This window comes from Comamonas fluminis, from assembly GCF_019186805.1.
Lineage (GTDB): Bacteria > Pseudomonadota > Gammaproteobacteria > Burkholderiales > Burkholderiaceae_C > Comamonas > Comamonas fluminis.
The window spans coordinates 3059930-3081672 of sequence record NZ_CP066783.1; the positions used below are offsets into that span (position 1 = coordinate 3059930).

Genomic DNA, 21743 nt, shown 5'->3' on the forward strand with positions numbered 1-21743 from the left:
TTCAATTGTTTCCAAATTAATCAAATTTGGATATCTTTAAATTCCTACAACAAAGTAGGATGAATCCTACTTTTTATGTAACAAGCTTTGATTATTCAAAAGAAAACCATAACTCAAGTATTTCGACGATCTCCATCGCCAGAATATTGAACATTTATTAACATTTGAAGGATGAGGCCGCGCCAAAGCGCTGGCACACCAGCCAGCGCCCGCCCCCCGAACAACGGCATTCCAGTTTTGCGCCCAGCGGGTGGAGGCTATTCTGTGAACAGTTTGTAGATGCCACGCGCAGTGAACAGCTGCCCCGGATGGGCTGTTTCATTGAGCACGCCGCTCATCCTTTGCACCAGGCGCCTGCTTTTTTGCGCCCGCCAGATCAGCAGATCCACCAACCAGGGGTGTGCATTGACCTGATTGGCTCTCTCATAAGGCTTAAAGCGCGGCAGCAACGCGGCCAGTTGTGCCTGATAGCGCTGGCAGACTGCTTCATCAGCCAGCGACTGCTCATCGCCTTGCAGCAAGGCACGAGCTGCCAGCATGCCTGTTTCCAGGGCCTTGCCTATGCCCTCCCCGGTAAATGCATAGGTGCTGCCAGCCGCCTCCCCGGCCACCAGCAAGCCATGGCGTGCAAACCGGGCCCCGCTCAGAGTGCATCGCAGCGGCGCCCCCTTCAGGCCGCCTTGCAGCGCACCACCGGCCATCAGTTCACGCGCAGGCTCGTAAATGCTGCAGAAGTCCTGAAACAGCTGACGCAGGTTCACGTCCTCCATCACATGCCGGCCATCGGCAGCCGTCTTGTGCATGTCAAACACACCAACACCAATATTGAAGACTCCATCACCGCAGGGAAAAATCCAGCCATAACCGGGCCTGAGATGACGGTGCCAGACGATCTCCAGCTCGGTCAGGCGTTCACGCATGCTGTCATTTTTGACGTAGCCGCGCAGGGCAATGCCTGAAGGCGTCTGGCGCTCGCACATTTCGGCGGCCATCAGTGCTTTGGGCACCGCTCCGCTGGCCAGAATCACCCACCGGGCCTGCAATACACAGGTTTCACCCGCCTGCGACAAATGCGCACCGATGACTCTGCCATCGGCATCCTGCAAAGGCTTGTCAAAATGCACCGGGGCATGCATGCGTGCACCCGCGCTTACGGCATTGCGGCACAGAATTTCATCCAGCTCCCGACGCGGCAGCACGGCCAGCGTGGCAGGCACATCCACCTGACCGCCGCGCGGCCCAGTGCAGCGCACATGCTCCACACGCTGTGCGCGAGCCATGACCTCATCAAGAACACCCAGCGCCTTCAAGGCCGCATGCGTGTCGGGAATCAAGCCGTCACCACACACTTTTTCTCTGGGAAAGCTGCGCTGATCCACCAGCACCACGCTCCAGCCCGCACGGGCCAGCAGTGTCGCAGCAGCGCTTCCGGCAGGGCCAGCTCCTACGATCAGGACATCACAGGATGAGGGCAGCTCAGAGATGGAAAGGTTCATGATGAAGACTTGGAAATGGCACTGGCGCAACCGTCAGGATTGTGGCCCATGAACAGACGCGGCAATGCCGAAAGCCTCAGAACCTCTCCCAGCTGTTCTCATCCGCCAAGGCGGGCATGGCAGCCACTTTGGCAATTTCAGGTGCTTTGGCAACTGAGTGAGGTCTTGATATCTGCCTCGCAGCCCGAACCGCAGCCACGGGCCTAGCGGTCAATGCAGCCTGCGCAAAACCCTTATCCGCGCCCCCCAGCTGAAAAATCGCCACAGAATCCACCAATGCCCGTGCCTGGCGCTGCAGCGCATCGGCGGCGGCCGCACTTTCCTCCACCAGGGCCGCATTTTGCTGAGTGGCCTGATCCATCTGTGTGACCGCCTCGCCCACCTGGGCAACACCCTGACTTTGCTCGCGGCTGGCCGCGCTGATCTCGCCCATGATGTCGGTGACGCGGCTGATGGCGGTAACGATTTCTTCCATGGTTGCGCCAGCCTTGTCCACCAAGTCAGAGCCCTGCTCCACCCGCTCTACGCTGGCACCTATCAGTTGCTTGATTTCCTTGGCAGCTTCGGCGCTGCGCTGGGCCAGCGTGCGCACCTCGCCCGCGACCACGGCAAAGCCCCGGCCCTGCTCACCGGCCCGGGCCGCTTCCACGGCAGCATTCAGCGCCAGGATATTGGTCTGAAAGGCGATGGAGTCGATCACGCCAATGATGTCGGCAATCTGGCGACTGCTTTCGTTGATGCCCTTCATGGTGTCCACAACCTGGGCCACCACGGCGCCGCCACGGCCAGCGACATCAGATGCGCTTTTTGCCAGCTGATTGGCCGTCTGGGCGTTGTCGGCATTCTGGCGCACGGTGGAGCCCAGTTGCTCCATCGAGGCAGCCGTCTGCTCCAGCGCACTGGCCTGGCTTTCGGTGCGAGAAGACAAGTCTGCATTGCCCTGGGCAATCTCTCCTGATGCCAGGGCCACGCCCTGCGCGTTGCTGCGCACGTCCTGCACCACGCTGGCAAGCTGGCGGCGCATGTCTTCCAGCGCATTGAGCAGCAGCCCCATTTCATCGCGACGCTGGTTGTGGATGACGGATGTCAGCCTGCCAGCCGCCACGTCCTGCGCCAGCTTGACCGCTGTTGCCACGGGCGCGGTGATGGCGCGCGTCATGGTCAAGCCCACACCGGCAGCAATCAGCACCACCAGCGCCAGCGTGCCCAGCAGCCAGTAACGTGCCAATGCAAATGCGGATTTTTCGGCGTGCTGCGCAGCGGACGCCGCTTCCAGTTGCAGGTTCATGAACTTGCCTGTGCTTTCGGCCAGCTTGCTGAAAGCTTGTTCGGACTCACCCGCAAAGAACAGGCCCATGGCATCGACCATGGCGGCTTGCTCTTCCACGCTGCCATAGTTGCCGTCCTTGGTGCGGTTCAGCAGTTGCTGGTGCAGTTCGAGGAACGCCGCCTTGTATTTCAGATAGTCATCAAAGGCTGCGCGCAGCGCATCCCCTTCGATCAGGTCGTGCATCACCTTTTCCTGATCGGCAATGGTCTTGAGCCGCTGCTGAATCTGCTGCTCAAAGCCATCAACTTCCTGCAGCGAGCGAGCGGTGGCAATACCTGCCTCATGGCGGCGCAGGCGGTTGTATTCGGAGCGCATGGAGGCTGCGTTGTACACACTGGGCAGCGCCACCTCGGACACCGCCGTGCCTGCCGCATGAATCTGCGTCAGTTGCAGCCAGGCCACCAGCCCCAGCAAGGCCGAGAAAAACACCATCAGCAAAAAGCTGATGCCCAGCTTGGTGCCTACGCGCCAGTTTGATATTTGCCAGTCCATGCTCCGCCTCCCCGATACTTTTTGTTCTGTCCTTGCCTGCGCTCAGACAATAAAAAACGCACCAGGCGCAAAACCGGGTGCGTTTCAAATTGTATCCAGCCAGTATGCACAGCAGCGCTGCGCATCTGGGTTAGAGACTCTTTACTGTTCTGGATCAGCCTTGGCTCAGCCCTTGTAGGCTGCGATACCGTCGGTGATTTCCTTGTGTGCCACGTCCAGGCCCTTCCAGCCCAGAACCTTGACCCACTTGCCCTTTTCCAGATCCTTGTAGTGCTCGAAGAAGTGAGCGATCTGCTGCAGCGTCAGGTCATGAATGTCGGCCAGCGTGTTGATACGGTCATACGATGGCAGCAGCTTCTGTGTGGGCACAGCCAGCACCTTGCCGTCCACGCCGCCTTCGTCTTCCATCTGCAGGATACCGATGGCGCGGCAAGGCACGACCACACCGGCAGGCAGGGGGAAGGGAGTCATCACCAGCACGTCCACGGGGTCACCGTCGCCAGCCAGCGTCTTGGGTACATAGCCGTAGTTCACGGGGTAGTGCATGGCAGTGCCCATGAAACGGTCCACGAACAGGCAGCCAGTTTCCTTGTCCACTTCGTACTTCACGGGAGCGGAGTTGGCCGAGATTTCGATGACGACGTTGAAGACTTCAGGCGCCTTGGAGCCGGGGGTCACATTGTTCAGAGACATGATGTTTGGAAGTGATAAAACAAAAAAGCCCCCGCTAGGGGTCACCCCGTAATTCTAGGCGCATGACCCTAACGCTGGCATTACATGTATGAAAGATGCGCCACCTTTGCACGCACCCCACAGGGCTTGAACTGAAAAATTTCAGCCAAAACAGGCTCCAGCCCCTTATACAAATGCGCTTACAGCTATCTAAAATATAGCAAATTAGAGCAACACAGGTCTGACAGTCAGGCGCTGGCCATTTCCCTTCGGCGCACCGGGCCGCTGCGCTGCTCCACCTCAGCCTGCACTTCCTTGCGCAGACCAAGCGCAAAACCCAGCTCAGCGGCCACAAACAGCGGGCCGATGATCAAGCCCATCACATCATCAAAGAATGCAGGCTTACGCCCCTCGTAATAGTGGCCAATGAACTGGATGACCCAGCCCACGCCAAACAGGCCCAGCCCCCAGCCCAGCCAGATGGCCGTGGTCTGCCCAGCCAGCGGCGCGGCCACCGCCAGCATGGCGGCAAGCAGCCCCGTCATGAATAGGCCGTAGCGGGCATCCAGCCGCCAGTAATAAAGCGCGGCCGCCACAGCGCCTGCCAGGGCCAGCGAAAGCGGCACACCGAAAAGCACGCCCCACTGGGCACGCGCCAGCAAAACGACCACGGCCAGCATGATCATGGGCACGCCAATGTAATGCGTCACGATATTGCGCGGGTCCCGGTGGTAATCCGCATAGCTGGAGAGCTGATCGACTAGGGTTTTCATCGCTGTCACTCCTGATGTCATGCACCAGCATGTTGATGCAGCCTCAACCGCCATGTCTGTCATGCAACCGACACAAGCTCCTATTCAGCAGCCTGCGCTGGCCCCCACACGCAGACGTAGCCCGCCCGCACCCTCGGCCCATGATCTGTGGGCCATTGTTCAGGCCGGGCGCTGGTTTCGCGGCCTGCCCGCAGAACTGGCGCAGGAGCTGCAGCGCGCCGCCAGAACCCGCATGCTGGCGCCTGGCGAATGGCTGTTTCGCCGGGGTGACGCCCCCTGCGGCATTTACGCCGTGGCACGCGGCTCGCTCAATATCTCGGGCACAGCCAGCCTGCAGGAACAAACCCGCACCGCGCTGCTGACGCTGGTGGAGCCGCCCATGTGGCTAGGCGAGATCGCCCTCTTTGACGGTGAGCCTCGCACCCACGATGCCTATGCCAACACCGCCTGCGCCCTGCTTCACGTCCCCATTGCGCCGCTGCGCGAGTGGCTCAACACCCACCCCGAACACTGGCGCCACATGGCGCTGCTGCTGACAGACAAGCTGCGCACCAGCCTGACGGCGCTGGAAGAGCAGACCGTGCTGCCCGCACACCAGCGCCTGATGTGCAGACTGGTGCAGATGGCGCATGGCCATGAGCAGTGGGCCGACCGCCAGCGCACGCACCGCGAACTGGCCGTATCCCAGGAACAGCTGGCGCGCATGCTGGGCCTGTCGCGCCAGACCACCAACCAGATCTTGCAGGAGCTGCAGCAAGCTGGCTGGCTGCAGGTCAGGCGTGGCCGGCTGGAAGTGATGGACCTCGGCGCCCTCAAAACCGCCGCAGCGACGGGGCGTATTGGCAACACGACAAGCTGACGGCGCGGACAGCGCTGTCCTTTTGGCACTGGACAGCCGCGCCCGAGCTTTGATAATGGACCATGTGCCGGATTGCTGCGGCGCAGCATCCACGATTACAAAAGCCAGCGAACCCACGGTTCGCCACAACAAGACCCACCCATGCCCCTGCCCCCCAGCGCCAGCCGCACCCCCTTGCCCATTCACATGCGCGATGTCAAATACCGAGGCTATGCCCGTGATGACGGCATGTGGGATGTGGAAGCCGAACTCATCGACCAGAAGACTTATGACATCGAGCTGCACGGCCACCGCGAAGTGCCCGCTGGCAAGCCAATTCACCATATGTGGATTCGCCTGACCATAGATGCCGACATGGTGGTGCATGGCATCGAATCCGCCATGGACGACCACCCGCTGAACCACTGCCCCGAGGCTACACGCGCCATGCAGAAAATGGTGGGCAGCTGCATCGCCCGGGGCTGGCGCCGCGCCATTCAGGAAAAGCTGGGCGGCGTGGTGGGCTGCACCCATTTGCGCGAGCTGCTCTTCAATATGGCCACGCCCGCCTTCCACACGGTGCTCAATCAGTTTGATACCGATGACTCTGGCCTGCCGCCGCGCCACCTGGGCCAATGCCTGGGCTGGGACTTCGATGGCCCGGGTGTGGCCCAGTTCTATCCGCAGTTCCAGGGCTGGAAGCCGCTGACCCAGCAGCCCCGTGCTGACACAGAAAGCCACAGCGCCGAAAAAGCCTGAAGCGCAATACCAATAAGCGCGAGCAGCTATCAACTTTGAGAGCCAGCAACAAGCCCGCACCCCACCCGGACTTAGGGCTTGCGGCACAATCGGGCCATGGCAGAACGTGTGATCCCTCTGGTCGATGAACGTGTGGCATCGCGCCCCGCAGTCGTCCCCTCAAGCTTGCAAGCCCCCAGCGGGCTGCTGCAGGACCAATGGGGGCGCCCGCTGCACGACCTGCGCATCAGCGTCACCGATCGCTGCAACTTCCGCTGCAATTACTGCATGCCCAAGGAAGTTTTCGACAAAAACTACCAGTACCTGCCCCACAGCTCGCTGCTGAGTTTTGAAGAAATCACGCGCCTGGCGCGGATGTTTGTCGCCCACGGCGTGCGCAAGCTGCGCCTGACGGGCGGCGAGCCACTGCTGCGCAAAAACATCGAAACCCTGATTGAACAGCTTGCAGCACTGCGCACGCCGGATGGCCAGCCGCTGGAGCTGACGCTGACGACCAACGCCACGCTGCTGGCCCGCAAGGCAAAAGCGCTCAAGGCCGCGGGCCTGAACCGCGTCACTGTCAGCCTTGATGGCCTGGACGACGCGGTGTTTCGCCGCATGAACGATGTGGACTTCCCCGTGGCCGATGTACTGGCCGGTATTCAGGCTGCGCAGGATGCGGGGCTGACGGGCCTGAAGGTAAACATGGTGGTCAAGCGCGGCACCAATGATGACCAGATCCTGCCCATGGCGCGCTACTTTCACGGCACGGGCATCACGCTGCGTTTCATCGAATACATGGACGTGGGTGCCACCAATGGCTGGCGCATGGACGAGGTTCTGCCTTCAGATGAAGTCATTGCCCGCCTGCGTGCCGAGCTACCCCTGGTGCCGCTGGCCGCCCGCACCGTGGGCGAAACCGCCGTGCGCTGGGGCTACGCGGGGGCTGATGGCCTGCACGACCCTGCGCTGGGCGAAGTGGGCGTCATCAGCAGCGTGACCCACGCTTTCTGTGGCGACTGCAACCGTGCCCGCCTGTCCACCGAAGGCCAGCTTTATCTGTGCCTGTTCGCCAGCCAGGGCTGGGATTTGCGCAGCCTGCTGCGCAGCGGTGCCAGCGATGAAGAAATCGCCGCGGCCATCGCTCCCATCTGGCAGCAGCGCGACGACCGCTATTCCCAGCTGCGCAGCGAAATGCCGCCCGATGCTGCACCGGCCCATGGCGGGCGCCGTATCGAGATGAGCTATATCGGGGGCTGAGTGGCGCTTAGCCCGCTGCTGAACCATGTCACGGCCTCGCAAGATATGACTGAGTCTTCCATCCACTCCTCACAGATCACCGGCTGCGTGCTTGCCGGTGGGCGCGGCACGCGCATGGGCGGGGTGGACAAAGGGCTTCAGCTGTTTCGCGGCCAGCCGCTGGCGCTGCAGGCCTTGCAGCGCCTGGCGCCGCAGGTCGGCCCGCTGCTCATCAATGCCAACCGCCATGCCGATGTCTATGCCCGGCTGGCAGGCCCGCTGGGCGCGCAGATCTGCGCAGACGCCCTGCCCGACTACCCCGGGCCACTGGCGGGCTTTCTGGCAGGCCTGACGCACTGCCAAACCGAGTGGCTGCTGTGCGTGCCCTGCGACACGCCGCTATTTCCCGCAGACCTTGTCGCCCGTATGACTCAGGCCTACCAGCAAGAGCAAGGCCAGGCCGACATCATCATTGCCCACGGCCGCGATACCGAACGCGCTGCCCCCGGCCAGATGCCGGAACTGCGCGCACAGCCTGTGTTCTGCCTGATACGAGCCTCGCTCAGGGACAGTCTGCACAGCTTCATCACCGCAGGTGGCCGCAAGATTGATGCCTGGACCAGCCAGCACCGCAGCATCGCCGCCGTCTTTGATGACCCCGAAGATGCTCAGGCCTTCAGCAACGCCAACACACTGGCCCAGCTCCATGATCTGGAGCAAGCAAGCCCTGCCGCAAAGCCCTGAACCCCGGCCACGCCGTGCCAAAAGCGTAAAGTTGGCCCCACACCCCATGCGCACATCCAGCCATGCGGTTTTTTCTTTTCTGCCATGACTGCGATTTTTCATCCTGCTGCCGCCGCTTCTGCCCAAAACCTGACCACTGCACAGGTGCAGGAGCAACTGCATGCCCTGCTGCAACCGCTGGGCGCTGTGACCGAGACAGAAACCCTGAGCCTGCCCGAGGCGCTGGACCGCGTGCTGGCCGAGGCCGTGATCTGCCCCGTCAATGTGCCGCCCCATGACAACAGCGCCATGGATGGCTATGCCTTCTCCAGCGCCGACCTGGTCGCCGTGCAAGGCGGCTGGCTGCGCCTTCGGGTGGTGGGCACCGTGCTGGCTGGCGCCCCCTGGTCGCAGCCCGTCAGTGCAGGCCAGTGCGTCAAGATCATGACCGGCGCCGTCATGCCCGAGGGGCTGGACACCGTGGTGCCGCATGAGCAAGTCAGCGCCAGCGACGACCATATTTCCGTTGAAGCCGCCAGCCTGAAACCGGGCGCCAACCGCCGCCTGCGCGGGGAAGACCTGCGCCAGGGCGAAGTGGCGCTGCCAGCCGGGCAAAAGCTCACACCCGCTGCACTGGGCCTGCTGGCCAGCCTGGGCCTGGGTCAGGCCACCGTGCGCCGCCGCCTGCGCGTGGCCTACTTCTCCACTGGCGATGAACTGCTGAGCCCCGGCACAGCACCCCGCGAAGGCGCTATTTACGACAGCAACCGCTTCAGCCTGCAAGGCCTGCTGCGCCGCCTGGGCGCGCATGTACTGGATCTGGGTTCTGTGCCTGATGAGCCCGATGCGCTGGAAGAGCGCCTGCGCGAAGCGGCAACGCTGGCCGATGTGGTGCTGACCAGCGGCGGCATCAGCGCGGGCGAGGCCGATCACACCCGCGCCATGCTGCAGCGCCTGGGTACAGTGCAGTTCTGGCGTGTGGCCATGCGCCCTGGCCGCCCCCTGGCCGTGGGCCTGCTGGCACCCGCAGCCATGGCTCTCAACCCCATTGCCGAGAAATTCACAGAAAAAACCGCCATTGGCGCAATACCAGAAAGCGCTTCAAGCTCTCAAAAGCAGAGCATTCCACTCTCCACCAAGCGCCCCGCCGTCCTGCTGGGACTGCCCGGCAATCCCGTCGCGGCCATGGTGAGCTTTCTGATATTTGTGCGCCCGGCGCTGGGCTTGCTTGCAGGCGAATTGGCCGCCCCCACGCCCATGCTGCAGGCCGTGGCCACCGAGCGCCTGCGCAAGCGCGCTGGCCGCACCGAATATCTGCGCGGCGTGCTGGCGCTCAATGCGCAAGGCCAGGCCACAGTGCGCACCACCGGCCCGCAGGGCTCTGCCCTGCTCAGCTCCATGGTGCAGGCCAACTGCATCATCGTGCTCGATGACGCGCGTGGCGATGTGCAAGCAGGCGAAGCCGTGCACATCCTGCCCCTGCAAGGACTGATTTAAGACTTACCCCACATCAGACACTTTAGGAACCACCATGCCTTACCAAGCCACCCACTGGGCGACAGAACCCGCAAGGCAGGCCATTGATGCGCTGCAAGGCGCCAATGTGCTGGAGTTCGGCACGCCCTGGTGCGGCCACTGCCAACGCGCCCAGCCCCTGTTGCAATCGGCACTGGCCGCGCACCCTGATCTACCGCACATCAAGGTCGAAGACGGGCCGGGCCGCCCTCTGGGCCGCAGCTACCGCGTCAAGCTCTGGCCTACCCTGATTTTTCTGCGTGATGGCAAGGAAGTTGCACGACTGGTGCGCCCCGAGAGCGAGCAGCAGATCGCTGAAGCGCTGTCCAGCATCGCCGCCTGAGTCAGGCTGCCAGCAGCAGACAGTGGCAGACAGCGGCGGCTTGGCGAAGGCTGATTGAATACGCGGTGGTGTTCAATCAGCCTGCCGCTGCACTATCGCCCGGTTTTCAACCCTTTTTCAGCGCCTGCTCCACGCCCTTGTTAGCCAGTGCATCAGCGCGCTCATTGCCGGGGTCGCCCGCGTGGCCCTTGACCCAGCGCCAGTCAATGCGGTGGCCACTGCCTTGCACCAGCGCATCCAGCTGCTTCCACAGCTCGGCATTTTTGACGGGCTCTTTGGACGCCGTGACCCAGCCCTTGGCCTTCCAGCCATGAATCCACTCGGTAATGCCTTTGCGCACGTACTGGCTGTCCAGATACAGCACCACATCGCAGGGGCGTTTCAGTGCCGACAGCGCCTGAATCACCGCCATCAGCTCCATGCGGTTATTGGTAGTGCCCAGCTCGCCGCCAAACAATTCTTTCTGCGCCGCACCGGCTTGCAGCAATGCGCCCCAGCCACCTGGGCCGGGATTGCCTTTGCAGGCGCCGTCGGTATAGATCACAACTTGATTCAATTTTTTTCCTTGTTCGCCCGGTGGCGCAGTGCGTCTTGCCAGACCGTATCTGGCGGCTGCTTGTTCGCAACCGGCACCTGCATGCCAGAGGCCGCATTGCGCCCGCGCCAGCTTGGTGTGACCATGCGCATGCCCCGCACACGCTTGACGGCCACCACACAGTAAACACCGCCCAGCACAGGCCAGCAGCGGTGCCCCAGCCTGTCCATGAAGGCAAACCGGTCCAGCCACTGCGCACTCCGGGTAGCAGGACGATAACAGCCAAATTGCACGGCCTCGATCTCAAAGCTCAGCAATCTGAGCCAATCACGCAGCCGCCAGTAGCCCACCCCCAGGCTCAGATCGGGCAAATGGCCTGCACTGCGCTCCACGCCGCGCTGCAGGCCCAGCAGGCTGGCAGGGTTCAGGCCACAGATCACCAGCCGCCCCTCGGGCACCAGTGCCCGCGCCGCCTCACGCAGGGCCGCGTGCGGGTCTGGCGAGGCTTCCAGCGTGTGCGGCATCAGCAGCAAGTCCAGACTGGCTTCGGAAAAAGGCAAAGCCGTGGCATCGGCGACCAAAGCAGGCAGCACAGCCCCATCCTCTGATTTAGGTAAGCTCTGCTCTGACAGCCCAGGCCGCCCTGCTTGCGCTACAGTGCTTGTTTTTGCATCCGAGACAGACTCGCCCGCCTGCAGCGCCAGCCAGCGATGCGGCATGCGATTGCTGCGCAGCCCCTGAAGCTGCGGCAAGCCCAGCTGGACGGCGTGATAGCCAAAGATATCGGCCACCGCCTCGTCACAGCGCTGCTGCTCCCATTCCAGGAGGTAGTGCCCTAGGGCTGATTCCGTCCAGTGATGCATCTCTATAATTTTGCAGCCCATGAACCTGTTGCCTATCCCTGCCTTTTCCGACAACTACATCTGGCTGCTGCATGACGGCAAGCAGGCCATCGTGGTTGACCCAGGGCAGGCCGAGCCAGTGCTGAAGGTACTGGCCCGGTTGCAATTGCAACTGCAGGGCATTTTAGTCACCCATCATCACGCCGATCATGTGGGCGGCGTCGAGGCACTGCGCCAGGCCACCGGCGCCCCGGCCTGGGGCCCCGCCTATGAGACCCTGCCCGAGCCCATCACCCGCGTGCAAGGCGGCGACACGGTTGACCTGCTGGGCGGCCCCTGGCAGGTCATTGATGTGCCCGGTCATACCAGCGGCCATATTGCGTTTTTCAGCACCGGGGCACTGCCCCAGCCCGTGCTGTTCTGTGGCGACACCTTGTTCTCAGGCGGCTGCGGCCGCCTGTTTGAAGGCACGCCTGCGCAGATGCAGGCATCGCTGGACGCTCTGGCGGCCCTGCCCGCCAGCACACAGGTCTGCTGCGCCCACGAATACACACTTTCCAACCTGCGTTTTGCGCAGGCTGTGGAACCAAACAACCAGGATCTGGCTCAGTACCTGGAACATTGCCAGTCTTTGCGCTCGCAAGGGCAGCCCACGCTGCCCTCCACGCTGCAGACCGAGCTGGCTATCAACCCTTTCATGCGCAGCCGCGCCGCCGATGTCATTTCGGCAGCCGTAAAGCATGACTCTCAGACTCAGCCTCAGAACCCAGCCAGTGTGCTGGCAACTTTGCGCCAATGGAAAAACGTTTTTTGATGAAGCTGATCCACACCCTGCTGCTCTCCAGCGTACTGGTCATTACCGGTTGCGCCACCACTGGCAGCGTTGACCCCATGTATCCCGATGGCCCCCTCAAACCCCTGGGCCAGGGCAAGATAGGCAACTCCGAAGTTGTCGCCCTTGAAGCCACGGGCGATCTGTGGATGCGCATTCGCGGCGGCTTTGGCATGCCCGATCTGGATCAGGACCTGGTTCGCGATCAGGAGCAGTGGTACTCTTCCCGCCCCGACTACATCCAGCGCATGACGGAGCGCTCCAGCAAATACCTGTTCCACGTTGTCGAGGAACTGGAGCGCCGTGGCATGCCGACCGAGCTGGCGCTGCTGCCCTTCATCGAAAGCGCGTTCAACCCGCAGGCTGTATCCAGCGCCAAGGCCGCAGGCATGTGGCAGTTCATGCCTGCCACGGGCACCTACTTCGACCTCAAGCAAAACGCCTTCCGTGATGACCGCCGCGACGTGCTGGCCTCCACCCGCGCCGCGCTGGACTATCTGCAAAAGCTCTACGGCATGTTTGGCGACTGGCACCTGGCTCTGGCCGCCTACAACTGGGGCGAAGGCAGCGTGGGCCGCGCCATCAAGCGCAATGAAAAGCTGGGCCTGCCTACCGGCTACACCGATCTGCAGATGCCGGCCGAAACCCGCAACTACGTGCCCAAGCTGCAGGCCGTGAAGAACATCGTGGCCCACCCCGAGCGCTTCAACGCCGAGCTGCCCGTCATTGAAAACCACCCCTACTTCCAGGCAGTGAGCCTGCCCCACGATATTGACGTGGAACTGGTGGCCAGACTGGCAGACGTCAGTATCAAGGACTTCAAGGCTCTGAACCCCAGCTTTCACAAGCCAGTGATCTTCGCGCGCGCCACGCCCCAGGTGCTGCTGCCCTGGGAGAACGCCAAGGTCTTCCGTCGCAATCTGCAGGCCTACACCGATGGCCAGTTCGCCAGCTGGACCGTGTGGACCGTCCCCACCACCATCACCGTGACCGAAGCCGCCCAGCGAGCTGGCCTGAGTGAAGCCGATCTGCGCAGCATCAACAACATCCCCCCGCGCATGCTCATCAAGGCAGGCTCGGCGCTGATGGTGCCGCGTGACCCCAACGTCAAGACCGACGTGCCTGGCCACGTGGCAGACAACGGCCAGATCTCCTTTGCCCCGGAAATCGTTACCGTGCGCACCACCGTGCGTGCCCGCAAGCGCGACACGCTGGTCAGCGTTGCCAGCCGCTACGGCATCAGTGTCTCCAACCTCGCAGACTGGAACGACCTGAAATCCACTGCGTCGCTGCATGCAGGCCAGTCACTGGTTGCCTATCTGCCTGCCCGCGCGGCCCGCGCAGCCCGGGCAGAAGCCAGCGAGTCCAGCTCGCACAACGGTCACAACAGCCGAGCCGAACGCAGCGAACGCGGCAACAGCAAGGCTGCAGCCCGCGGCAAGTCCAGCAGCAATAGCAAGGCGGCCCCTCAGGCACGCGGCGGCAAGAGTGAGCCCAAGCCACGCGGCGGCACACCGGCCAAGAAGCGCAAGTAACTTCACCAGCCGACCAAAAAGCCCGCTGACCGTTTCCGGCAGCGGGCTTTTTCTATGCTTTTCATAGCTTCCAGCGCTTGATAGACAAGCGCTACAGCCTGTTTTTCACCCAATCAGCGCCGGTCCACCAGCGCATGGGCAATCGTGCCCAGATCGACATATTCCAGCTCGCTGCCAATCGGCACACCACGCGCCAGCCGCGTCACCAGCAAGCCACGGGCCTTGAGCGCCTCTTGAATCGCATGGGCCGTGGCCTCGCCTTCCGCCGTAAAGCTGGTGGCCAGAATCACCTCCTGCACCACACCATCGCAGGCGCGCTCCAGCAACTGCTTCATGCCAATCTCTTTGGGCCCCACGCCATCCAGCGGCGACAAGCGCCCCATCAGCACATAGTAAAAGCCTTGATAGGCGCCCGTGCGCTCCATGGCGGCCAGATCGGCCGGCGCCTCCACCACGCACAGACGAGCGCCATCACGGCCCGCATCGTCACAGATGCTGCAGATACGCCCTTCGGTAAAAGTGTGGCAGCGCTCGCAGTGATGTACCGAATTCACCGCCGAATCCAGTGCCCGCGCCAGCTGCAGCGCCCCCGCCTGATCGCGCTGCAGCAAATGAAACGCCATGCGCTGGGCCGACTTGATGCCCACGCCCGGCAGCTTGCGCAGCGCCTCGATCAAGGCATCCAGAGATTGCACATCCGACACAGCGCCCGTCCTTTCATTCACCAAGAAAAAAGCGATCTGCAAGCCGCAGATCGCCATTCGTATTCTGCCCAACTCTGCCCGGAGAAACACACCCTGGAACGAGCATGCCCCAACTCAGAGGCAACGAGCAAGGGCCGCCCCGCAGCAAAGTTGCCGTCCCCCTCAGGGGGAAGCGGCAAAGCCGCTCAGGGGGGTATCCATTTAAAACGGGAACTTCATCCCACCAGGCAGACCAGGCATACCGGCCGTGATCTTGCCCATCTTCTCGTTGGAAGTTTCTTCCGCCTTGCGCACCGCAGCATTGAAAGCCGCAGCCACCAGGTCTTCCAGCATGTCCTTGTCTTCGGCCAGCAGGCTGGGGTCGATGGTGATGCGCTTGACGTCGTGCTTGCAGGTCATCACAACCTTGACCAGACCGGCGCCAGACTCGCCTTCCACTTCGATGTTGCCCAGCTCTTCCTGAGCTTTCTTCAGGTTGTCCTGCATGGACTGGGCTTGTTTCATCAAACCGGCGAGTTGTCCTTTGTTGAACATATGAATTCCTTCTTTTGTTGAAACGCCTTATTCAGGCTGAATGGAGATTGGCTTGATGCTGCCCGGCACGATCTTCGCGCCAAAGTCCCGCTTCAAGGTTTGCACCAGAGCGTTGCTGTTCACAATGTCTTCAGCAATACCCTGACGCAGATAGGTTTCCACGGCCAGACGGCGCGCCGGACTATCCGTGACCGCACCCTGTTCGATCTGCAATTGTCGCGCATGACCGGCTGTTTCCAGCGCAGCGCGTAAACGCTCGCGTGCGCCAGCCTGATTGAGTGAGTTGGATTCGACCCGCAAAGTCCACTGATCGCCCTCGCGCGCCACCAGTTGCGCCTGCAAAGCCAGTTGCCGCGCCAGGGCGACGATGGCATCGCTTTGCAGCAGCTCCTGCACCACGGTTTGCCAGAGATCGCCCTCGGCGGTGCGCTCTACCGTAGGGGCATCCAGTGCAGAGCCGGAGCTGCCAGACGGGGCATCCACCTCGTCCTGAGGCTGCGGCTGCGGCTGCGGATATGCCGCTGGCGCAGGCAAGCCTGCATCCACGTCCGCATCGTCGCCCCAGCGCCCGTCATCGGCCCAGCCTTCATCAGGCATTCCGGCCCAGGCCCCCTCATCAGGGCCGCCTTCATCACTGGCATCAGCACCCGCATCATCGCTATCCGGGCCATCTGCGGCCTCCTGAACTGGCGCAGATACAGGTAGAGACTCCGGTTGCGAATCAGGCTTCGCTTCTACAGTCTCTGCCACTTTTGCTGCAGGCTGATTTTGCGCAGCGGCCTCATCCACAGCCAAATTGACAGGCGCGACATCAGCTATGTTTTCAGGAGCTACCAGCGCTTTATCAACCTGGACTTCAGCCGATTTTTCCTGATTCCCCTCAGCCACAGGCTCAGGCACTGCGGGCGCAGCAGCGTGGGGCACGGCAGGCGCTGAAGCCGAAGCGACGGGTGCAGCCGCCACAACCGGCGCGGTTGCCGGAGCCACTGCAGGCACGGCGGCTGGCAGCGCTGCGGGTGCCACCGGTGCTGCAGCCGCGCGGCTAGGCCTCAGCGCTGGAGTTTTTTTTTCAGCCGCGCCGGTTTCGGCGTTTTCTGGCTTGAAGGCCAGCAGCCGCAGCAAAGCCATGGTCAGCGCCGCATATTCATCGGGGGCCAGACCCAGCTCGGCACGGCCATGCAGGCCAATGCTGTAGAGCAACTGCGTCTCGTCACGCGGCATCAAATCAGCCAGACGGGCCACTTCTGCCGCCTCCGGGTCGCTGGCATCCAGTGCCATGTCGGGCACGGCCTGCAGCACCGCCATGCGCTGCAGCACATTGCACATTTCTTCCAGCGTGGAAGCGGCAGACAGGCCGTTGTGGCGCAGCTCTTCCGAAGTCTCGACCACCGTGCGGCCATCGCCCTGCGCCAGCGCATCAATCAGGCGAAACACATGGCTACGGTCCACGCTGCCCAGCATCTGGCGCACCGTGGCTTCCTGCAGCTGGCCGCTGCCAAAGGCAATGGCCTGATCGGTCAGGCTCAGCGCATCGCGCATGGAGCCACGCGCTGCACGCGAGAGCAGGCGCAGGGCCTGCGGCTCGGCAGGCACGCTTTCCTTGGCCAGCACATCGGTCAAATGTTCCAGCACCGTATCAGGGGCCATGGGACGCAGATTGAACTGCAGGCAGCGCGAGAGCACGGTCACCGGGACTTTTTGCGGGTCCGTCGTGGCCAGCACAAACTTCAGATATTCGGGCGGCTCTTCCAGCGTCTTGAGCATGGCGTTGAACGCCGTGTTCGTCAGCATGTGCACCTCGTCGATCATGAAGACCTTGAAGCGCCCCTGCACCGGCTTGTACACGGCCTGCTCCAGCAGGCTCTGCACCTCGTCCACGCCACGGTTGGAGGCGGCGTCCAGCTCGGTGTAATCGGGGAAGCGTCCGCTATCAATTTCAGTGCATGCTGCGCAAACTCCGCAAGGGGTTGCGGTAATTCCACCATTGCCGTCCACCCCCTGGCAATTGAGGGACTTGGCCAGAATGCGCGATACCGTGGTCTTGCCCACGCCTCGCGTGCCTGTGAACAGATAGGCATGGTGCAGACGCTGCTGCGTCAGCGCATTGGTCAGAGCCTGGACCACGTGCTCCTGCCCCACCATTTCGGAGAAGGTTCGGGGCCGGTATTTGCGAGCAAGCACTAGATAAGACATAGCCCGCAATTCTACGGGGCCAGCGCATGCCAACAAGGCTGCACCAGGAATCCCGTGGCAAGTCAGCGAGGAGTGTGTCTTTTACCCCTATAATCGCCGGTGACGGGCCTCCTCGCATGGGGAAGCAGCCAACCGGGTCAGGTGGGGAACCAAGCAGCCCTAACTGTGAAACCAGTGCCGAGATCAGGCTCGTCACCTTTAGCTGGAAAGCTCTTTCGACAAGAGCCATGTCTTCCACCAAAGGCTCCCCCAAAAGAAATCATTCCAATCGCTCAGGCTGGCACAGGCCGCTTTCGCGACCCTGTTGCACATCAGCCCAGGCGACTGCGCAATTGCATCAGCAGCTCTGCTGCCTGCTCGATCTCCAGATCATCAAACGCATCCAGCGCCTGCTGCGCCAGCTGGCTATGGTCGGTATTTGCCGTGTCACGCACCAGCGCTTCCAGCAAGGCCTTGGCTTCAAAGTCGCCACTTTTCACCAGCGGCAAAGCACGCTGAAGCAGATCTTGCAATAGCTCAGCCTGCGCCGGGCCAGGTTCAGGCGCAGCAGTCTGGCTGACCAGCATCCGCAGCCCCTGGTCAACACGGTCCAGACAATCTTTCACCAAACGCAAAAACTCTTCGGACAGGTCTTGCACCACTTCGATATTTGCATTGCGGGCAGCACGCTCAATCACATCGGCCACGCGGCATAGCTGTTCGGAATCCAGGTACCCTGCGCTACCTTTGATGCGGTGCACCAGCTCTCCCAGCTCCGGCAAAGCGCCCCGACGCAGCAAATCCCGATAGTCTTGCGGCAGGTTGTTGAAATCATCCAGAAAACCGCGCAGCAAATTCGCCTTGCGCTGGGGAGATGAAGACAGGCGGGAGAAGATGGCGGCGTCTGTGGGTGCTTCGTCAACCGTGCGCCTTGGGCTTTCATCTGCGACCACCTTGCTCTTGTCCACGCACCACTGCATCAGGGTGGAGTAGAGAGCCACTTCCTCAATCGGCTTGGTCAGGTGGCCGTTCATGCCCGCCTCACGGCTGAGCAACTGGTCTTCGCTGCGGGTCTGGGCAGTCAGCGCAATGATGGGCAGCTGCAGCCAGCGGGCATGCCGACGTATTTCACGCGTGGCTTCCAGGCCGTTCATCTCGGGCATGTGAATGTCCATGAGCACGGCATCGACTTCGTGGTTTTGCAGCTGGCGGATGGCATCACGGCCATCAACCGCGGTGACCACCTGCACCCCCACGTACTCCAGAAAGTCCGTGGCCACCTCGCGGTTCAGCGCGTTGTCATCGGCCACCAATACCCGCTTGCCTTGCAGCGCGGCATAGGCGGTTAAATCGCTGGGCACATAGGCCGACGATGACTTGACGGGAAGATCCCCTGCCGATACGGGGCGGCAGAACACATTGAGCAAGGTATTGAACAGCACCGACTGGGTGACGGGCTTGAGCAGCACCCCCTGCAGACCGATATCCGAAGAGGCCTGCATCATCGCCTCCTGCCCGTAGGCGGTGACCATGAGGACGGCGGGCATATGTTCCAGCTGCGCATCCGACTTGATGTGGCGCGCGGTTTCCACCCCGTCCATGACGGGCATGCGCCAGTCCAGCAGCACCACATCGAACGGGCGGCCACGGCTGGTTTCAATACGCAGCACGCGCAAGGCATCCTGGCCGCTGGCAACCACCGTGGTCTGCATGCCAAAGCCTTCCACCATATCGGTCAGCGCCTGTCTTGCGCTGGCGCTGTCGTCGCAGATCAGAATGCGCCTGCCGCGCAAATTGACGGCAACCTGATTGCGAACATGGTGCTCCGCCGATTCAACCGCAACCTCTTCGATGAGGATGGTGAAGAAAAACGTGCTGCCCAGCCCCACTTCGCTCTCCACCCAGATCTCGCCCCCCATCAGCTCAACCAGCCGCTTGGAGATAGCCAGCCCCAGGCCCGTGCCGCCATAGCGGCGCGAAATATCGGTCTGCGCCTGTGCAAATGGGCTGAACAGGCTCTGAATCTGGTCCGCGCTCATGCCAATGCCTGTGTCGCGAATGGAGAACAGCAGCTTGCGGCTCAGCCCCTGCTCATCCCAGACAGGGCTGACGGAAACCACCACATCACCATGCTCCGTGAACTTGATGGCATTGCCCAGCAAATTGGTAATGACCTGCCCCAGCCGCAGCGAGTCGCCCTTGATAACCGCTGGCGTTTCTGGCGCCACGGCGTAGGTAATCTCAAGCCCTTTTTCTTCGGCCCGCAAAGCGGTCACGGAAGACACGGTCTCCAGCACAGATTCCAGCCGGAACGGAATCCCCTCCAGCGTCAGCCCGCCAGCTTCGATCTTCGAGAAATCCAGAATGTCATTGATGATGCCCAGCAGCACATTGGCAGATTCATTGATCTTTTCCAGATAGTTGCGCTGCCTAGGGTCCAGATTCGTTCGCATCGCCAGCCGCGCCATGCCAATGACGGAATTCATGGGCGTGCGAATTTCATGGCTCATGGTGGCCAGAAAATCGCTCTTGGCACGCTCTGCTGATTCGGCCGAATCCTTGGCGGCACGCAAGGCGTCTGCCACCTCGCGCTCTGTCGTCACATCGCGGGCAATGCCATCCCACACAACGCCGCCACCGCGCATATAGCGCAGCGCAGCGCGGCAGTGAATCCAGATGACCGCCCCCGAGGTGATGTGCAAGGGGAAAACTTCGTCCAGCACTTCCCCTGGGCGATCCGCATAGCGCAGCAACTGCATCAGATGCTGCACGCTTTCTGCAGGCAACGCCGCAATCAGCTTGCGCGGATTGAGCAGGACTTCGCTGGCCGAAAGTCCGGTCAATTTTTCCAGCCCCGCGCTCAGAAAGGTCAGACTCAGGTAGCGCCGTGAATCCCGCTCCATTCTGAAGATCACACCGGATGGCAGATTGTCGGCCAGCGCAATCAGGCGATCACGCTGCTCCTTGCGCTCACTGATGTCCTGCAGCACACCAATGATCTTGACAACTTCCCCATGATCATCAAACACAGGGTTGGCGCGCACATAGGCAGAAAAAGTGCTGCCATCTACGCGCAAGTGCTCAACCTCCATGGCGTAAGGCACGCCGGTCGCCACACAGTTTTCGACGGCTGCTTCGATTCTCTGGGCGCTTTCCGGCAGCAGCCGGGTGCCCAGCGTGTGCAAAGGAATGCCGTCAGGTTCGGCTTCAATGCCATACAAGGTGGACAGCATTTCAGAAGAAGTCAGAACACCCGTCTTGACATCCAGCGACCAGTGCCCCAGCTTGGCCTGACGCTCTGCCGCACGCAGCACCTCGTTGTTTTCCTGCGCCAGTCGCGCCGCACTGCGGCTTTCTTCCAGGCTCTTGTGAAGCACCTTGTCAGCCTTGTCGAGGCTGACGCGCAATGCCTCAAACTCCGCAATGAATGACGGAGGAACATCGTCATCAATGCTCTGCTCTGCAGCGGCGTGCCCGGTGGCAATGCGCTGCGCTCTGTCGGCCAGGTGCCGAATGGGGCGCAGCGCCCGCTGCACCAGCCAAATAGCCAGCAGCAGCGCACAAAGAATGGTCGCAGTCGATGTAATCAGCATGACCATCATGGGCTGGCGCCAGCGCTGATCGAAACTGGAGGCGCTTTCCCCAACCACTGCTACCCAGCCTGGTGTTCCAGCAATCGCCTGAAACGCAAACATGATCTGCTTGCCCTCCAGAGTCTGCGCCTTGAAAGAGCCGCTCTCGCTGCCCAGTTGCTTGAGCGCCTTCCAGTCCGGCACGGGCTTGCCAATGAAGCGCTGACCATCCACAGAGCGCCCCATGATCCGGCCGCTTCCATCAGTCACAGCCAGGATCACCGAAAGATTGTTTTCGCTGTGCTTGGACAGAGAATGAATCAGGTCTGCAGGCGAAGTGATCAACGTGGCCACCCGCACCCGAGCGCTGCCACTGATCTCGGGCACCGCAAGCACGACTTGCAGCCCGCCAGCCTTGCCTGCGCTTTCAATAATATTGGACACCTGAGGCCGCCCGCTCTGCGCAGCAGCAATCGTCAGATCTTTGACGACCTGCTCTTCAGGGCCGCCGCCCACAAACTGCCAGCTTCCCTGCTTGCCACTGACTTCATACAGCTCATAACGCCCATTGGCAAAACTGGACGCGCCTCTGTGCTCCAGCTGCTCGCCAGCGGAGTGCAGTTCCGCAAGGTTGAGCAGGACGCTGGAGGTCAGTTCCAGCTCATTAGCCGTAGAGCGTGCCACCGTGCGCGCCGTCTCCAGCAACTGACGGGTGCTGGCTTCGTTGAAGGACTTGCTGGTGTTGAACAGCGTCGCCATGACCACGCCCAGCGTCGGCACCAGCACCAGCAAGACGATGCCAATGATGGTCAGTCTGAGCGATGGCTGTCTCAACAAATCAAGCATGCGCTTGGGCAT

General features: G+C 61.8%; 18 protein-coding genes and 1 other RNA gene. 9 read left to right on the forward strand and 10 right to left on the reverse strand.

What is annotated here, in order from left to right:
* Nucleotides 1-257 precede the first annotated feature (257 nt).
* From JDW18_RS14320 to JDW18_RS14335, 4 genes are all read right to left on the reverse strand, one after another.
* On the reverse strand, nucleotides 258-1496 hold the full coding sequence (locus tag JDW18_RS14320) for an NAD(P)/FAD-dependent oxidoreductase (protein WP_218240090.1): 1239 nt from the start codon (nucleotides 1494-1496) through the stop codon (nucleotides 258-260).
* Nucleotides 1497-1572: 76 nt separating this feature from the next.
* Nucleotides 1573-3318: a methyl-accepting chemotaxis protein gene (locus JDW18_RS14325; protein WP_218240091.1), complete on the reverse strand. Its 1746-nt coding sequence runs from the start codon at nucleotides 3316-3318 to the stop codon at nucleotides 1573-1575.
* A gap of 165 nt (nucleotides 3319-3483) precedes the next feature.
* Nucleotides 3484-4011 carry an inorganic diphosphatase gene (ppa, locus tag JDW18_RS14330; protein WP_218240092.1) on the reverse strand — a complete coding sequence of 176 codons (528 nt, stop codon included), beginning with the start codon at nucleotides 4009-4011 and terminating at the stop codon, nucleotides 3484-3486.
* 227 nt (nucleotides 4012-4238) lie between these two features.
* Nucleotides 4239-4763: an Mpo1 family 2-hydroxy fatty acid dioxygenase gene (locus JDW18_RS14335; RefSeq protein ID WP_218240093.1), complete on the reverse strand. Its 525-nt coding sequence runs from the start codon at nucleotides 4761-4763 to the stop codon at nucleotides 4239-4241.
* 61 nt (nucleotides 4764-4824) lie between these two features.
* On the opposite strand from JDW18_RS14335, the gene JDW18_RS14340 reads away from it, so the two are divergent.
* From JDW18_RS14340 to JDW18_RS14365, 6 genes are all read left to right on the forward strand, one after another.
* A complete protein-coding gene (locus JDW18_RS14340; RefSeq protein WP_218243916.1) occupies nucleotides 4825-5622 on the forward strand; it encodes a Crp/Fnr family transcriptional regulator in 798 nt (265 codons plus the stop codon).
* Between the two features lie 141 nt (nucleotides 5623-5763).
* Nucleotides 5764-6360: a DUF2889 domain-containing protein gene (locus JDW18_RS14345; RefSeq protein ID WP_218240094.1), complete on the forward strand. Its 597-nt coding sequence runs from the start codon at nucleotides 5764-5766 to the stop codon at nucleotides 6358-6360.
* Between the two features lie 96 nt (nucleotides 6361-6456).
* The gene (gene moaA, locus JDW18_RS14350) at nucleotides 6457-7599 is read left to right on the forward strand and encodes a GTP 3',8-cyclase MoaA (protein WP_218240095.1); all 1143 of its coding nucleotides are present in this window, start codon (nucleotides 6457-6459) and stop codon (nucleotides 7597-7599) included.
* 45 nt (nucleotides 7600-7644) lie between these two features.
* Nucleotides 7645-8322, forward strand: coding sequence for a molybdenum cofactor guanylyltransferase MobA (mobA, locus tag JDW18_RS14355; protein ID WP_218240096.1), 678 nt, complete (start codon nucleotides 7645-7647; stop codon nucleotides 8320-8322).
* An 84-nt stretch (nucleotides 8323-8406) separates the two neighbouring features.
* The gene (moeA, locus tag JDW18_RS14360; protein ID WP_218240097.1) at nucleotides 8407-9798 is read left to right on the forward strand and encodes a molybdopterin molybdotransferase MoeA; all 1392 of its coding nucleotides are present in this window, start codon (nucleotides 8407-8409) and stop codon (nucleotides 9796-9798) included.
* Between the two features lie 34 nt (nucleotides 9799-9832).
* Nucleotides 9833-10159, forward strand: coding sequence for a thioredoxin family protein (locus tag JDW18_RS14365; protein ID WP_218240098.1), 327 nt, complete (start codon nucleotides 9833-9835; stop codon nucleotides 10157-10159).
* Nucleotides 10160-10265: 106 nt separating this feature from the next.
* On the opposite strand, the gene rnhA is transcribed toward JDW18_RS14365, so the two are convergent.
* Together rnhA and JDW18_RS14375 are read right to left on the reverse strand one after the other, a co-directional pair.
* Nucleotides 10266-10715, reverse strand: a complete 450-nt coding sequence (rnhA, locus tag JDW18_RS14370) for a ribonuclease HI (protein WP_218240099.1) — start codon at nucleotides 10713-10715, stop codon at nucleotides 10266-10268.
* The gene (locus tag JDW18_RS14375; protein ID WP_218243917.1) at nucleotides 10712-11557 is read right to left on the reverse strand and encodes a methyltransferase domain-containing protein; all 846 of its coding nucleotides are present in this window, start codon (nucleotides 11555-11557) and stop codon (nucleotides 10712-10714) included. The genes rnhA and JDW18_RS14375 overlap by 4 nt, the downstream gene beginning before the upstream one ends.
* A gap of 19 nt (nucleotides 11558-11576) precedes the next feature.
* Here JDW18_RS14375 and gloB point away from each other — a divergent pair, with 19 nt between their 5' ends.
* Nucleotides 11577-12350, forward strand: a complete 774-nt coding sequence (gene gloB, locus JDW18_RS14380) for a hydroxyacylglutathione hydrolase (protein ID WP_218240100.1) — start codon at nucleotides 11577-11579, stop codon at nucleotides 12348-12350.
* Complete coding sequence (locus JDW18_RS14385; RefSeq protein ID WP_218240101.1) at nucleotides 12350-13903, forward strand: transglycosylase SLT domain-containing protein; 1554 nt, start codon at nucleotides 12350-12352, stop codon at nucleotides 13901-13903. The genes gloB and JDW18_RS14385 overlap by 1 nt, the downstream gene beginning before the upstream one ends.
* 113 nt (nucleotides 13904-14016) lie before the next feature.
* On the opposite strand, the gene recR is transcribed toward JDW18_RS14385, so the two are convergent.
* The 3 genes from recR to dnaX all read right to left on the reverse strand — a co-directional run bounded on the left by recR (nucleotide 14017) and on the right by dnaX (nucleotide 17334).
* Nucleotides 14017-14607 carry a recombination mediator RecR gene (gene recR / locus JDW18_RS14390; protein WP_218240102.1) on the reverse strand — a complete coding sequence of 197 codons (591 nt, stop codon included), beginning with the start codon at nucleotides 14605-14607 and terminating at the stop codon, nucleotides 14017-14019.
* A 201-nt stretch (nucleotides 14608-14808) separates the two neighbouring features.
* The gene (locus tag JDW18_RS14395; RefSeq protein ID WP_218240103.1) at nucleotides 14809-15141 is read right to left on the reverse strand and encodes a YbaB/EbfC family nucleoid-associated protein; all 333 of its coding nucleotides are present in this window, start codon (nucleotides 15139-15141) and stop codon (nucleotides 14809-14811) included.
* Between the two features lie 27 nt (nucleotides 15142-15168).
* Nucleotides 15169-17334: a DNA polymerase III subunit gamma/tau gene (gene dnaX / locus JDW18_RS14400; RefSeq protein WP_218240104.1), complete on the reverse strand. Its 2166-nt coding sequence runs from the start codon at nucleotides 17332-17334 to the stop codon at nucleotides 15169-15171.
* A 101-nt stretch (nucleotides 17335-17435) separates the two neighbouring features.
* Here dnaX and ffs point away from each other — a divergent pair.
* Nucleotides 17436-17531: signal recognition particle sRNA small type (ffs, locus tag JDW18_RS14405), an RNA gene on the forward strand.
* 114 nt (nucleotides 17532-17645) lie between these two features.
* Here the strand turns inward: ffs and JDW18_RS14410 are convergent.
* The gene (locus JDW18_RS14410; protein WP_218240105.1) at nucleotides 17646-21743 is read right to left on the reverse strand and encodes a response regulator; all 4098 of its coding nucleotides are present in this window, start codon (nucleotides 21741-21743) and stop codon (nucleotides 17646-17648) included.